This window comes from Streptomyces sp. NPDC026062, assembly GCF_055568375.1.
The window spans coordinates 51,730-65,625 of record NZ_JBVHOQ010000001.1 but is presented as its reverse complement, the minus strand read 5'-3'; the positions used below and the strand labels follow the sequence as shown (position 1 = coordinate 65,625).

The 13,896-nt window shown below is 71.0% G+C and carries 13 protein-coding genes; 6 read left to right on the top strand and 7 right to left on the bottom strand.

The annotated features are described in order from the left end of the window. Positions 1–79: 79 nt before the first annotated feature. The 3 genes from ACZ4LX_RS00320 to ACZ4LX_RS00310 all read right to left on the bottom strand — a co-directional run bounded on the left by ACZ4LX_RS00320 (position 80) and on the right by ACZ4LX_RS00310 (position 4,391). Complete coding sequence (locus ACZ4LX_RS00320; protein ID WP_467635975.1) at positions 80–2,527, bottom strand: Tex family protein; 2,448 nt, start codon at positions 2,525–2,527, stop codon at positions 80–82. Between the two features lie 156 nt (positions 2,528–2,683). Further along, positions 2,684–3,541 carry an SCO6745 family protein gene (locus tag ACZ4LX_RS00315; RefSeq protein WP_467635972.1) on the bottom strand — a complete coding sequence of 286 codons (858 nt, stop codon included), beginning with the start codon at positions 3,539–3,541 and terminating at the stop codon, positions 2,684–2,686. A gap of 91 nt (positions 3,542–3,632) precedes the next feature. Next, positions 3,633–4,391 carry an enoyl-CoA hydratase/isomerase family protein gene (locus ACZ4LX_RS00310; protein ID WP_467635969.1) on the bottom strand — a complete coding sequence of 253 codons (759 nt, stop codon included), beginning with the start codon at positions 4,389–4,391 and terminating at the stop codon, positions 3,633–3,635. 80 nt (positions 4,392–4,471) lie between these two features. Between ACZ4LX_RS00310 and ACZ4LX_RS00305 the strand changes: the two genes are divergently transcribed. Both ACZ4LX_RS00305 and ACZ4LX_RS00300 read left to right on the top strand, forming a co-directional pair. Beyond that, positions 4,472–5,095 carry an HdeD family acid-resistance protein gene (locus ACZ4LX_RS00305; protein WP_467635965.1) on the top strand — a complete coding sequence of 208 codons (624 nt, stop codon included), beginning with the start codon at positions 4,472–4,474 and terminating at the stop codon, positions 5,093–5,095. Positions 5,096–5,229: 134 nt separating this feature from the next. Continuing rightward, positions 5,230–5,685, top strand: a complete 456-nt coding sequence (locus ACZ4LX_RS00300; protein ID WP_467635962.1) for an ATP-binding protein — start codon at positions 5,230–5,232, stop codon at positions 5,683–5,685. A gap of 24 nt (positions 5,686–5,709) precedes the next feature. Here the strand turns inward: ACZ4LX_RS00300 and idi are convergent, their stop codons facing one another. The 4 genes from idi to galE form a co-directional block, all read right to left on the bottom strand. Further along, positions 5,710–6,315, bottom strand: a complete 606-nt coding sequence (idi, locus tag ACZ4LX_RS00295) for an isopentenyl-diphosphate Delta-isomerase (protein ID WP_467635959.1) — start codon at positions 6,313–6,315, stop codon at positions 5,710–5,712. Between the two features lie 207 nt (positions 6,316–6,522). After that, positions 6,523–7,110: a GNAT family N-acetyltransferase gene (locus ACZ4LX_RS00290; protein WP_467635956.1), complete on the bottom strand. Its 588-nt coding sequence runs from the start codon at positions 7,108–7,110 to the stop codon at positions 6,523–6,525. 75 nt (positions 7,111–7,185) lie between these two features. Further along, on the bottom strand, positions 7,186–8,127 hold the full coding sequence (locus tag ACZ4LX_RS00285; protein WP_467635953.1) for a cation diffusion facilitator family transporter: 942 nt from the start codon (positions 8,125–8,127) through the stop codon (positions 7,186–7,188). 165 nt (positions 8,128–8,292) lie between these two features. Beyond that, on the bottom strand, positions 8,293–9,276 hold the full coding sequence (gene galE, locus ACZ4LX_RS00280) for a UDP-glucose 4-epimerase GalE (RefSeq protein ID WP_467635950.1): 984 nt from the start codon (positions 9,274–9,276) through the stop codon (positions 8,293–8,295). 241 nt (positions 9,277–9,517) lie between these two features. Here galE and ACZ4LX_RS00275 point away from each other — a divergent pair, with 241 nt between their 5' ends. The 4 genes from ACZ4LX_RS00275 to ACZ4LX_RS00260 are packed head-to-tail and all read left to right on the top strand — an operon-like array spanning position 9,518 to position 13,890. After that, positions 9,518–11,350, top strand: a complete 1,833-nt coding sequence (locus tag ACZ4LX_RS00275) for a DUF5941 domain-containing protein (protein ID WP_467636834.1) — start codon at positions 9,518–9,520, stop codon at positions 11,348–11,350. Next, positions 11,347–12,084: a phosphocholine cytidylyltransferase family protein gene (locus ACZ4LX_RS00270; RefSeq protein WP_467635947.1), complete on the top strand. Its 738-nt coding sequence runs from the start codon at positions 11,347–11,349 to the stop codon at positions 12,082–12,084. Before ACZ4LX_RS00275 ends, ACZ4LX_RS00270 begins: the two co-directional genes overlap by 4 nt. Beyond that, on the top strand, positions 12,072–13,133 hold the full coding sequence (locus tag ACZ4LX_RS00265; protein ID WP_467635944.1) for an iron-containing alcohol dehydrogenase family protein: 1,062 nt from the start codon (positions 12,072–12,074) through the stop codon (positions 13,131–13,133). The genes ACZ4LX_RS00270 and ACZ4LX_RS00265 overlap by 13 nt, the downstream gene beginning before the upstream one ends. After that, a complete protein-coding gene (locus ACZ4LX_RS00260) occupies positions 13,111–13,890 on the top strand; it encodes a CDP-alcohol phosphatidyltransferase family protein (RefSeq protein WP_467635941.1) in 780 nt (259 codons plus the stop codon). The genes ACZ4LX_RS00265 and ACZ4LX_RS00260 overlap by 23 nt, the downstream gene beginning before the upstream one ends. Positions 13,891–13,896 lie beyond the last annotated feature (6 nt).

The window sequence follows — 13,896 nt, the reverse complement described above, 5'->3', positions numbered from 1 at the left end:
TCAGCGGAAGGGGCGGGACGGGAAGGGACGGGGAGCAAGCCCGCCGCCGGCATCCCCGGCCCACCCCCGCTCTGCCGGGCTAGCGCTTCTTGCCGCCCTGCTTCGGATCCAGCAGCCCCGCTCGCCGCAGCGCGTCGGCCATCGCCCCGTTCGCCGGCGCGGCGGCCGGAGCCTGGCGGGCGCCGCCGCCGTTGCCGCCCCCGCTGCCACCGCGCCGGTCACGTCCCTGGCCGCCCTGGCCGCCACGCGCGCCCGGTCCGCCCTGCCCCTGACCCTGCCGCTGCCTCGGCGGACGTCCGCCGCGCTCACCGGCCGAGCCGCGCTCGCCACCTGAACCGGACCCGGTCCCCGCACCCGCCTCGTCGTCCAGCCGCAGGGTCAGCGAGATCCGCTTCCGCGGGATGTCGACCTCCATGACCTTGACCTTGACGATGTCACCCGGCTTCACGACATCCCGGGGATCCTTCACGAAGGTCCGCGACATCGCCGACACGTGCACCAGGCCGTCCTGATGCACCCCGATGTCCACGAACGCGCCGAACGCCGCGACGTTGGTCACGACCCCTTCCAGCACCATTCCGGACGCCAGATCGCCGATCTTCTCGACGCCCTCCTTGAAGGTGGCCGTCTTGAAGGCCGGACGCGGGTCGCGCCCCGGCTTCTCCAGCTCCTTGAGGATGTCGGTCACGGTGGGCAGCCCGAACTTCTCGTCCACGAAGTCGTCGGCCCGGATCGACCGCAGCACCTCCGAGTTGCCGACCAGCGAGGCGACATCGCCACCCGTCCGCTTCACCATCGCCCGGACCACCGGGTACGCCTCCGGGTGCACGCTCGACGCGTCCAGCGGGTCGTCGCCCCGGATCCGCAGGAAGCCCGCGCACTGCTCGTACGCCTTCGGGCCCAGCCGGGCCACGTCCTTGAGGCCCCTGCGGGAGCGGAACGGGCCATGGGCGTCGCGGTGCGCCACGATGTTCTCCGCGAGCCCCGAACCGATGCCGGAGACCCGGGAAAGAAGCGGTGCCGACGCGGTGTTGACGTCGACCCCGACCCCGTTCACACAGTCCTCGACGACCGCGTCCAGCGAGCGCGACAGCTTCACCTCGGACAGGTCGTGCTGGTACTGCCCGACCCCGATGGACTTCGGGTCGATCTTCACCAGCTCGGCCAGCGGGTCCTGGAGGCGGCGGGCGATCGATACGGCGCCACGCAACGACACGTCCATGTCCGGGAGTTCCTGCGAGGCGAAGGCGGACGCCGAGTACACGGAGGCCCCGGCCTCCGAAACCATTACCTTGGTGAGCTTCAACTCCGGGTGCTTGTCGCACAGTTCACCGGCCAGCTTGTCCGTCTCGCGCGAGGCGGTGCCGTTGCCGATCGCGATCAGATCGACGTCGTGCGCCTTCGCCAGCTGCTCCAGCCTGGCGAGCGACTGGTCCCACTTGTTGGCCGGGACATGCGGGTGGATGACATCGGTCGCGACGACCTTGCCGGTCGCGTCGACGACCGCGACCTTCACCCCCGTACGGAAGCCCGGGTCGAGCCCCAGCGTGGCCCGCGTCCCGGCGGGCGCGGCGAGCAGCAGATCGCGCAGGTTGGACGCGAAGACACGCACCGCCTCGTCCTCCGCCGCGGTGCGCAGCCGCAGCCGCAGATCGATCCCGAGGTGGACCAGGATTCTCGTCCGCCACGCCCAGCGCACCGTGTCGCCGAGCCACTTGTCGCCGGGGCGCCCCCGGTCGTTCACTCCGAAGCGGCGGGCCACCATGTTCTCGTACGACGAGGGGCCGGGCGTCTGCGAAGGCTCCTCCGGCTCCAGAACCAGGTCGAGGACGTCCTCCTTCTCGCCCCGGAGCATCGCGAGTACCCGGTGCGAGGGCAGCGCGGTGAACGGCTCGGCGAAGTCGAAGTAGTCCGCGAACTTGGCCCCGGCCTCCTCCTTGCCGTCCCGCACCTTGGCCACCATCCGCCCGCGCGACCACATGCGCTCACGCAGGTCACCGATCAGGTCGGCGTCCTCCGAGAAACGCTCGGTGAGGATGGCACGGGCCCCCTCCAGCGCCGCGGCGGCGTCCGCGACCCCCTTGTCCGCGTCGACGAAGGCGGCGGCCGAGGCGAGCGGGTCCGTCGACGGGTCGTCGAGCAGCCCCGAGGCGAGCGGTTCGAGACCGGCCTCACGAGCGATCTGCGCCTTGGTCCGCCGCTTCGGTTTGAACGGCAGATAGATGTCCTCCAGGCGCGCCTTCGTGTCGGCCGCCCGGATCTGCGCCTCCAGCGCCTCGTCGAGCTTGCCCTGCTCCCGTACGGATTCGAGGATCGCGGTACGGCGATCCTCCAGCTCCCGCAGATACCGCAACCGCTCCTCGAGCGTGCGCAGCTGCGCATCGTCGAGCATCTCGGTGGCTTCCTTGCGGTAGCGCGCGATGAACGGCACGGTCGATCCGCCGTCGAGCAGCTCGACGGCCGCCTTCACCTGTCGCTCACGTACGCCGAGCTCCTCGGCGATCCTGCCTTCGATGGACGTCGTCACGGTTCTACCGACTCGCCTTCTCCTGCTGGCTGTGCTGGTCGGGCCCGGCGCCGGCCGTGCGGGCCGGGCCGGAGCCACTCGCCTGCATTGTGCCGGGTGGCCGGGCGCCGTGTCGCCCGGCCACCTCGGATACCGGCCGTCCGTTCCCCGGCGATGTCAGCCGGTGGCATCCGCCGGGAACGCCCCGGCGGCCAGCGCGGTGCCGAGGAATCCGCGGCCCAGCTCGGTCAGCCGGGCCACTCCCGCACCGCCGAGGTGTTCGTACGGGGCCAGGTCCATCTGGTCCGTGGCCTCCTCCAGACCGGCCCGCAGCTCGGTGCCCGCCTCCGTCAACTCACCCTCGGCGGTGAGCAGTCCACGCTCGCGCAGCCGCGCGGACGCGTCGTCCCAGTCGGTGCGCCGCCAGCCTCGGGTGGCCAGGATCCAGCGCGGCGCCATGCCCTTGCCGGTGGCGGTGTGGCTGACCAGGGCCTCGAGCGGGTCGAGGCCGGCCGCGAGGAGAGCGGCGAGGTGGGCGTCGCCGCGGTGCTCGCGCAGCAGTGTCGCGGCGTGCCAGAACGCGAGGTGCGGCTGGTCCGGAACCGGGAGATCGGCGTGCGCCGCGAAGAGCGGCCGGGCGTGTCGCGTACAGCCCTCCGTGGCGCGCAGGGCCAGCTCCGCGGCCTCGGCCATCTCGGGGGAGCCGATGATCTCCGCGCCGAGCAGCCGGCGCAGCGTCGAGTCGGCGGCGCGCAGCCGCGCCGCGAGGACGGCCTCGGGTGCGGCCATGTCCCAGACGGCGGGCACATGCCTGGCCACGAGGTCGTGGTTGAAGTTGTAGAAGGTCGACGTGACCGTGCCCGGGCCGACCGCGCCCAGCGCGGCGGCGCGCGTGGCGAAGTAGGCGGCGGAGGCGTCGTCGATCCCGATCGCCCCGAGCTCCTTGCCGAGGTCGGGGGAGAAGAAGATCACGGAGTGCAGGGGGTTGAGGGCGTTGTGGCAGCGGCGTCCGGCACGGGGCGGGAGAGTACTCATGCCCGCACGTTACCGACTGGTTGGTACGCACCGGAACCCGGCGGAGCCGGTGATGTGCGATGCATTCGGCCCTTCCTTCGGCCGGAGCCGCTCACTGTCCGTCCGGCCAGGTGAAGTGCGGTGAACGACGCTCCAGGAAGGCGGCGACGCCCTCCGCGGTGTCGCCGCTGAGGCGTGCTTGCTCTGCCCAGTGCGCGTCCCGGTCCTCGCGCCCCGCGGTGAACTCCTTGGCCGCGGCCTGGGTCAGCCGGGAACGGGACGCCAGGGTCCGCATGTACTCCTCGACGCGCTTGTCCAGCTCGCCCGCCGGCAGCACCTCGTCCACCAGGCCCGTCCGCAGCGCCCGGTCCGTCCCGATCAGCTCGCCCGAGAACAGCAGGTGCTTGGCGGTCGCCGGGCCGGTCAGTGCGACGAGCCGTCGGGTCGACGACGCGGCGTAGACGATCCCGAGCCTGGCCGGGGTGACGCCGAACGACGCCCCCTCCTCCGCGAACCGCAGATCGCAGGCGGCCGCCAGCTGGCTCCCGCCGCCCACGCAGTAGCCGCGCACCGCGGCCAGCGTCGGCAGGGGGAAGGCGGCCAGCGCCTCCTCGGCCGCGACGGCGAGTTGCTGCGGGGCGGCCGAGGGGCCGCGGAGGGAGGAGATGTCCGCGCCCGCGCAGAAGGTGTCGCCGGCGCCGGTCAGCACCAGGGCGCGCACCGACGGGTCGGCGGCCAGCCCTTCGAGCAGCACCGGCAGGGACCGCCACATGGCGGCCGTCATCGCGTTGCGCTTGGCGGGGTTGCTGATGACGACGGTGGCGACGCCGTCCGTGACGGTGTGCTCCAGCCGGGGTTCCGTACGGTCCATACGCCGGATGCTATCCATGTCGTTCGAACCTATGATCAAGAAGGGGTGGCGAAGCAGGCACGCACTCCGAGGAGCTTCAGGTGGCCGATCCCGTGAAGGAGGGCAGGAAGCTCAACCGCAGTTTCAGCGGTCTGGCCCTGCTCGGTATTCTGCTCGTCGTCGCCGGCCTGGTGGGCCTCGTCTACACCGGCGTCGCGACACTCACTTCGATGATCCTCTTCGGCTGGCTGCTGCTCATCGGCGGCCTGGTCGGGCTGCTCCATGCGATCCAGTCGCGCGGCACCAGCTACTTCTGGCTGGGCGTGGTGGTCGCCGCGCTGAACATCGCCGCCGGAGTCGTCGTCATCCGCCACCCGCACGGCACCGCCGAGGCGCTGACCATGTTCGCCGCGCTGCTCTTCCTGACGGGCGGGGTGTTCCGGCTCGTCGGCAGCGTCGTGGTGCGGGGGCCGCAGTTCGGCTGGACGCTGCTTCAGGGTGCTTTCGGGCTGCTGCTCGGGCTGCTGGTCCTCTTCGACTGGCCGCACAGCAGCCTGTACGTCCTCGGCTGCTTCTTCTCGCTCGCCCTGCTCTTCGACGGGCTCGGGCTCATCGCGGTCGGTGTCGGGGGCCGCCGGATCGTGTCGATGGTCTCGGATCAGATGGTGCCCGGCAAGGACGCGGACGGGCTCCCGGAGGAAGGCCGGAAGCGATCCGAAAGCTGACGCATCCGCACTGAGCTCGTCAAATTCCGTCGATTGGAGTCGACTTCTGGGCACTGGTACGGACCGGGCCGACTACGCCCCGCACCCTGTACTCGACGTGCAGTCACCACCGAGTGGAGAGCGGGTACCGGACAATGGAGAGCCGCGGGAGTGTCCCGGCCCGGCCCGTGTCGTACGAGGGGGTCTGGCGGTTCACCGCTCCGGCCACCGATGTCTCGGTACCTCAGGCCCGGCACGCCGTACGCGATCTGCTGGAGCGCCAGGGCGTCCCCCTCGACGACGACATCGCCCAGGGGCTCCTGCTGATCGTCTCGGAGCTGGTGACCAATGCCGTGAAGCATGCCGCGCTGCTCTCGCCGGAGCTCGCGGTCGAGGTCGCCGTGGGCACCGACTGGATCAGGGTGTCCGTCGAGGACAACCACCCCTACCGGCCGACGGCGCTGGAGACGGACTACGCGCAGACCGGGGGGCGTGGGCTGCTGCTGGTCCGCGAGATCACCCGCGAGGCGGGCGGGAGCTGCGACGTGGAGCAGACCGCAGGCGGCGGAAAGACCATCTGGGCGGCGCTGCCGCTCCGCACGCGCCTGTGACCCACCCGCGCCGGCGGTGTGTGCCTACCAGTCGGCGGCCGGTCCGGTCAGCTCCCGGATCGCGGGACGGGCAGCGTCCAGAACGGTCATGAACCAGGCGGAGAACGTGGCGCGGGCGTGCCGTTCGGTCAGCTCCCCGGCCGTCACGAAAGCCGTCTCGCCCACCTCCTCCGGATCCGGGTGCAACCGCTCCTGGGCCATGCCCACGAAGAGATGGTTGAACTCCTGCTCGACCAGACCCGACGCGGGATCCGGATGGTTGTAGCGCACCGTGCCCGCCTCGGCCAGCAGCGAGGGTGAGACGCCCAGTTCCTCGTATGTCCGCCGGGCGGCGGCGGCGAAGGGCGCCTCGCCCGGATACGGGTGGCCGCAGCAGGTGTTGGACCAGACACCGGGGGAGTGGTACTTGCCGAGTGCGCGGCGCTGGAGCAGCAGCCGTCCCTGCTCGTCGAAGAGGAACACGGAGAACGCCCGGTGCAGTTGGCCCGGTGCCTGGTGGGCCGCGAGCTTCTCCGCCGTACCGATGGTGGTGCCGTTCTCGTCGACCAGTTCGAGCATGATCGCTTCGGCCGCGTCGTTCGAGGCGTCGTTCGACGCGCTGTTCGCCGCGGTGGCTGGTGTGGTCGGCATACCCATCCTTCGCTAGGGGTGTCGGATCAGGGAGTGCGTGCCGGACGCCGCAGGCATGTGTCTGACACCCCCTAAGGTCCCGGCCCCGTACGCCGGTCCCGTCGAGTCTGCTCAAGTCTGCCGTACAAAAGCGGCTTGTCCGTACTTCGGTTCCTGGCATGTCCGGTTCCGCCGCACCGCAGGACGCGGCGGGGACGCAGGACGTGGTCAGACTCCGAAGGCGGCCGGGTACTCGATCGTGCCCTGCGGGACGGGCACGGAGTCATCCAGGACCAGGGCCATCATCGCCTCGTCCGGGACGTCGAAGCCTGGCCGGATCCCGTACCGCGAAGCGGGCACGAAACCGAATCTCGGGTAGTACTCGGGATGGCCGAGCACCAGCACCAGCGGCTCCCCGCGCCGTCGTGCGGCATCGAGCAAAGCCCCCACCACGGCCTGTCCGGCGCCCTTGCGCTGATACTCCGGGGCGGTGGCCACCGGGGCCAGTGCCAGTGCCGGTGCGCCCGCGACCCGGCAGCGGGTCAGCAGGGCGCAGGCGGCGAGGGAGCCGTCGGCGGCCTCGACGACGTACGAGAACCCGGGCAGCCAGGCCGACGGGTCCTTGCGCAGGGCGTCGACCAGATCGGCCTCCGCCTCCGTCGGGAACGCGGCCGCGTTGACGGTGCGCACGGCCGCGGTGTCGGCGGACGACTCGGGACGGGCCGTCCACTGGGCGGCGGAGTGCCGATGCCCCGGAGCGCGGCCGTGCGGCGATGAGGGGGGCGAGTTGTTCAGGGAATGATCGTCGTCGGTCAACGTGGGGCAACCCTTGAGTGTCTCGTGCAACGCTGCGAAAACACTACACCTGGGGCCCAGCCGGCCCCCCGCGCCTCAGTGGCAGAGCTTCGCCTCGTGCTCGGCGTGGCCGCTCGGCTCCAACTGGAAGGTGCAGTGCTCGACGTCGAAGTGGTCACCGAGGCAGCCCTGCAGCTCATGGAGGAGTTTCTCGTGCCCGGCCGAGTCGAGGAACTCCTGGCGCACCACCACATGGGCGGAGAGCACCGGCATCCCCGAGGTGATCGTCCAGGCGTGCAGGTCATGGACGTCCAGCACTCCGGGCAGGGCGGTGATGTGGTCGCGCACCTCGCCCATGTCGACCCCTGGGGGTGCCGACTCCAGCAGTACGTTCAACGTCTCCCGGAGCAGTTTCACCGTACGCGGGACGATCATGAGCCCGATGACCAGTGAGGCGACGGGGTCCGCGGCCTGCCAGCCGGTCGCCAGGACGATGCCCGCCGAGACCAGCACGGTCACCGAGCCCAGGGCGTCCGCGAGCACCTCCAGGTAGGCGCCCCGCACATTCAGGCTGTCCTTCTGCCCGCGGACCAGCAGTGACAGCGACACCATGTTCGCGACCAGGCCGACCAGCGCGAAGGCGATCGTCAGCCCGCCCCGGGTCTCGGCCGGGGTGATGAAACGCTCCACCGCCTCGAAGAGCAGATACCCGCCCACCCCCAGCAGCAGGAGACAGTTGGCCAGCGCGGCGAGGATCTCCGCCCTGGCGTAGCCGAAGGTCCGGTTCGGCCCGGCCGGTTTGTTGGCGAAGTGGATCGCCAGCAGCGCCATGCCCAGGCCGAGGGCGTCGGTCGCCATGTGGGCCGCGTCGGCGATCAGCGCGAGGGAACCCGACAGGACTCCGCCCACGACCTCCATGACCGCCACGACGAGCGTGATGCCCAGCGCGATCCTCAGCCGCACCTTGTACGCGGCGGCTGCCGTGCCGGTGGGCGCGGGCCCTCCGTGCACATGTCCGTGATCGTGCCCTGCCCCCATGGGGACGCCTCCCGGTCGTCTGCGGGCCCGGACTCGAACGGACCGGGCCCTGTCAGTGAACTACGGGTGGGGGGTATCGGGCAACACGGCACTGAACACCGTTGTCAACTGCTCTGACCTGCGGAAATGGCCGCAGGTCAGAGCAGTGGAGCCGCCCGTACGGCCCTAGGAGGCGGATGCCCCGGGATGGCGCAGCAGCCAGCCCTGCCAGGCCGACCCGACCATCTCCCGCACCCCGCGCCGGGCCGTCCAGCCCAGCTCACCGGACATCCGTTCGCACGAGGCGACCGCCTTCGCGGCGTCCCCGGCCCGGCGCGGACCGACCTCGGGCTTCAGTCCGACGCCGGTGACCTCCGCGACCAGATCCGCGAGCTCACGCACCGAGACGCCCTCGCCGCGGCCGATGTTCACCGTCAGGTCACCGGGACCGTCCTGCTGGGTCAGCCGCCGGGCGACGGCCAGGTGGGCGTCGGCCAGGTCGGCCACGTGGATGTAGTCGCGGATGCAGGTGCCGTCGGGGGTGGCGTAGTCGTCACCGAAGATCAGTGGCGCCTCACCACGGGTCAACCGGTCGAAGAACATGGGAATCACGTTGGAGACGCCCGTGTCCGACAGATACGGCTCGGCGGCGCCGGCCACGTTGAAGTAGCGCAGACAGCCGGTGGACAGCCCGTGCGCCTTCCCGGCGGCCCGCACCAGCCACTCGCCGGCGAGCTTGGTCTCACCGTACGGATTGATCGGGACGCAGGGAGCGTCCTCGGTGATGAGATCCATCTCCGGAACGCCGTAGACGGCGGCCGAGGACGAGAACAGGAAGCGCCGGACCCCGGCCGCCACGACGGCCTCCAGGAGGACACTCAGCCCGGTGACGTTCTCCCGGTAGTACAGAAGCGGCTGCTCGACGGACTCGCCCACCTGCTTCTTCGCCGCGAGATGCACCACACCGGTCACCTCGTGCTCCGCGAGCACCCGGTCCAGCAGCTCGCGGTCGGCCGCCGATCCCCGGATCAGGGGGACATCGTCCGGCAGCCGGTCGGGATTGCCGGCCGAGAGGTCGTCGACCACGACCACCCGCTCCCCGGCGCTCCTCATCGCCCGCGCCACGTGTGCCCCGATATATCCAGCTCCGCCTGTGATCAGCCATGTCATGACGGTCAGACTACGGCGGACCGGGGGGCTGTCCCGTACCCGTGTTTTGTCAGGCGAGGCGACCATCGACGATGATGATCGCGGACGGGACCGCATGATGCCGTTCCGCCCGCAACGGAGCCCGAACAGGCAGTGAATTCCTGCCTCCGTTCATCCGATAGCCTCTGCCGACATGCCGCCGGCCGCATTTCAGGGCCGCACTGTCGCGCGCCGACGTGTCAGCACCAAGGAGTGAGTTCGTCTGTCGACCGCCATTCTCACAGGTGCTCCCGTGCCCGGATCGTCGCTTCAGGGCGATCTGAGTTCGCTGGGCTTCGACGTACAGATCGCTGCGGATGTCACCGAAGCGGTCGGGTTGCTGACCGCCGTTCCGGCCGAGAGGCGCGTCGCTCTCGTCGACCCCCGCTTCGTGGGTCATGTTCACGCCCTGCGGCTCGGACTGACCGACCCCCGCTTCCCCGCCGCCACCGTGCCGGGTGCGCTCACCGCGCAGCCCGAGGCACGCCCCGCCCTGCTCCGTGCCATGCGCACCACCACCGAGGCGGTCGGCGCCGGCGTCCCCGCCGGACCGGCCGGCACCGCTGTCGCGGTCACCGACCGCACCGTGCCGGGTCGGCTGGCGGCCACGATGGAAGCCGAAGGCACCGCGGTACAGCGCCCGGAGCTCGGCTCGCTCGTCGCCGCCGTACCGGCGGACGAGGCCGCCCGGGCCGCCGCGCGGTCGGGCGTCGCCGCCGTCGACGACGAGGCGGTCCGGCTGCGCGGCGCCGTGAAGGCCCGCGACGGCTTCTTCACCACGTACTGCATCAGCCCGTACTCGCGCTACCTCGCCCGCTGGTGCGCACGGCGCGGGTTCACCCCGAACCAGGTCACCACCGCGTCCCTGCTCACCGCGCTGATCGCGGCGGGCTGTGCGGCCACCGGCACCCGCGGCGGATACGTCGCCGCCGGTCTGCTGCTGCTCTTCTCCTTCGTACTGGACTGCACGGACGGGCAGCTCGCCCGCTACTCGCTCCAGTACTCGACGATGGGCGCGTGGCTGGACGCCACCTTCGACCGGGCCAAGGAGTACGCGTACTACGCGGGCCTCGCACTCGGCGCCGCCCGCGGCGGTGACGACGTGTGGGCGCTGGCCCTTGGCGCGATGGTGCTCCAGTCCTGCCGCCATGTCATCGACTTCTCGTTCACCGAGGCGAACCAGGACGCGGTCGCGGACGCCAGCCCCACGGCCGCCCTCTCCGACAAGCTCGACAGCGTCGGCTGGACCCACTGGGTGCGCCGCATAATCGTGCTCCCGATCGGCGAGCGCTGGGCGATGATCGCCGTACTGACCGCGCTGACCACTCCCCGGATCACCTTCTACGCCCTGCTCGTCGGATGCGCCTTCGCGGCCTGCTACACCACGGCCGGCCGGCTGCTGCGCTCGCTGACCCGCAGGGCCCGCCGCACCGACCGTGCGTGCCAGGCCCTCGCCGACCTCGCCGACTCCGGCCCGATCGCCGAGCTCGTGGCCGCCCGGGGCCCGCGCGTCCCCGGCGCCTGGGGCGCCCCGGTGGTGGCTGTCGTCGGCACCGGGGCGCTGATCGCCGCGGCGCTTCAGCAGCCCTTCGGCAGCCGGCAGATGATCGCGGCCGCGGTGTTCTACGCGATCTGCTCGGGCGTAGCGGTGGCCCGCCCCCTCAAGGGCGCGCTCGACTGGTTCGTCCCCCCCGTCTTCCGCGCTGCGGAGTACTGCACGGTGCTCATCCTGGCCGCACGCAGCGACATCGACGGTGCGCTGCCCGCGGCCTTCGGTCTCGTTTCGGCGGTCGCCTACCATCACTACGACACGGTGTACCGCATTCGAGGCGGCACCGGCGCCCCGCCCCGGTGGCTGGTGCGCACGATCGGCGGGCACGAGGGCCGGACCCTGGCGGTGGCCGTATTCGCCGCCGTTCTCACGGAGACCTCGGGCTTCACCATTGCTCTCACCGCCCTCGCGGTGGCCGTGGCACTGGTCGTTCTGGTGGAGTCCATCCGCTTCTGGGTGTCCTCCAAGGCGCCCGCCGTTCACGACGAAGGAGAACCCGCATGATCGGCCTCGTACTGGCAGCCGGCGCAGGACGGCGCCTGCGCCCCTACACCGACACGCTCCCCAAGGCGCTCGTGCCGGTGGACGGTGAGAAGACCGTCCTCGATCTCACGCTGGCCAACTTCGCGGAGATCGGTCTCACCGAGGTCGCCATCGTCGTCGGCTACCGCAAGGAAGCCGTCTACGACCGCAAGGCGGAGCTGGAGGCGAAGTACGGCCTCACGCTCACCCTCGTGGACAACGACAAGGCCGAGGAGTGGAACAACGCCTACTCCCTGTGGTGCGCCCGCGAGGTCCTCAAGCGCGGGGTGATCCTCGCCAACGGCGACACCGTTCACCCGGTCTCCGTCGAGCGGACCCTGCTGGACGCCCGCGGCAGCGGACAGAAGATCATCCTCGCCCTCGACACCGTGAAGAACCTCGCGGACGAGGAGATGAAGGTCATCACCGACGGCGACCGGGGTGTACGGCACATCACCAAGCTGATGGACCCGGCCACCGCCACCGGCGAGTACATCGGCGTCACCCTCATCGAGGCCGAGGCCGCCGAGGAGCTCGCCGACGCGCTGAAGGCCACGTTCGAACGCGACCCCGACCTCTACTACGAGGACGGCTACCAGGAACTCGTCAACCGCGGCTTCACCGTCGACGTGGCCCCCATCGGCGACGTGACCTGGGTCGAGATCGACAACCACGACGACCTCGCCAGGGGCAGGGAGATCGCGTGCCGGTACTGACCCGACTCATCCCCTCCCCGGTCTTCGTCGACATCAGCCGGGGCGCCATGGACGACCTGGCCGGCCTCCTCGTCGACCAGAGGATCTCCACGTCCGGCAGGCTCGCGATCGCCATCAGCGACGGCTCCGGACGGGCGCTGCGCGAGAAGCTCGCCCCGGCTCTGCCGGGCGCCGACTGGTACTGCGTCGCCGGGGGCGACATCGATTCCGCGGTGAAGCTGGCCGACGACATCAAGGGCAAGCGCTACGACGCCGTGGTCGGCCTCGGCGGCGGCAAGATCATCGACGTGGCGAAGTACGCCGCGGCCCGGGTCGGACTGCCGCTGGTCTCGGTCGCCACGAACCTCGCCCACGACGGCCTCTGCTCGCCCGTCGCGACCCTGGACAACGACAACGGCCGGGGCTCCTACGGTGTCCCGATGCCGATCGCCATGGTCATCGACCTCACGGTGATCCGCGACGCCCCCGACCGCTTCGTGCGTTCCGGTGTCGGTGACGCGATCTCCAACATCTCCGCTATCGCCGACTGGGAACTGTCGCACCAGGTCAACGGTGAGCAGATAGACGGACTGGCCGCCGCCATGGCCCGTACCGCCGGCGAAGCCGTCCTGCGGCACCCCGGCACCGTCGCCGACGACGAGTTCCTCACGGTCCTCGCCGAGTCGCTCGTGCTCTCCGGCATCGCCATCTCGATCAGCGGGGACACCCGCCCGTCGTCCGGCGCCTGCCACGAGATCAGCCACGCCTTCGACCTGCTCTTCCCCCGGCGCGCCGCCAGCCACGGCGAGCAGGTCGGCCTCGGCGCGGCCTTCGCCATGCACCTGCGGGGGGCCCGTGAGCAGTCCGGGCTCTTCGCCGACGTGCTCCGCCGGCACGGTCTGCCGGTCCTGCCCGAGCAGATCGGCTTCACGGCCGACGAGTTCGTGCGGGCCGTCGACTACGCGCCGCAGACCCGCCCGGGACGCTTCACGGTCCTGGAGCACCTCAACCTGTCCACCGACCAGATCAGGGACGCGTACGCCGACTATGCCAAGACCATCAGTAGCTGAACTCCGTCCTGTCGTTCACCCCCCGGGCGTCAAGGACCGGCGCAGTGGCGAGCACTGGGCGGGCCGGATATACATGCGCGAGGTCTCGCTGCGTGTGGACCGGTACCTGGTGAACACCAAGGTGACGCCCAACCAGCTGACCTACCTGATGACCGTCGCCGGTGTGCTCGCCGCTCCGGCGCTGCTCGTCCCGGGCATCCCCGGTGCGCTGCTCGGCGTCCTCATGGTCCAGCTCTACCTGCTGCTGGACTGTGTCGACGGCGAGCTCGCCCGCTGGAAGCAGCAGTTCTCCCTGGGCGGCGTCTATCTGGACCGGGTCGGCGCCTACCTCTGTGACGCCGCCGTGCTGGTCGGCTTCGGTCTGCGGGCCGCGGACCTGTGGGGCAGCGGGCGGATCGACTGGCTGTGGGCCTTCCTGGGCACGCTCGCCGCGCTCGGCGCCATCCTGATCAAGGCCGAGACCGACCTGGTCGGCGTCGCACGTCACCAGGGCGGGCTGCCGCCGGTCAAGGAGGCCGCCTCCGAGCCTCGCTCCTCCGGCATGGCGCTCGCCCGCCGGGCCGCCGGCGCGCTCAAGTTCCACCGGCTGATCCTGTGCGTCGAGGCGTCGCTGGTCATCCTGGTCGCGGCCGTCCTGGACGCCGTCCGGGACGACTTCTTCTTCAGCCGCCTCGCGGTCGCGGTTCTGGCCGGCATCGCCCTGCTGCAGACCCTCCTCCATCTCGTGTCGGTCCTGGCATCGAGCAGGCTGAAGTGAGTACCC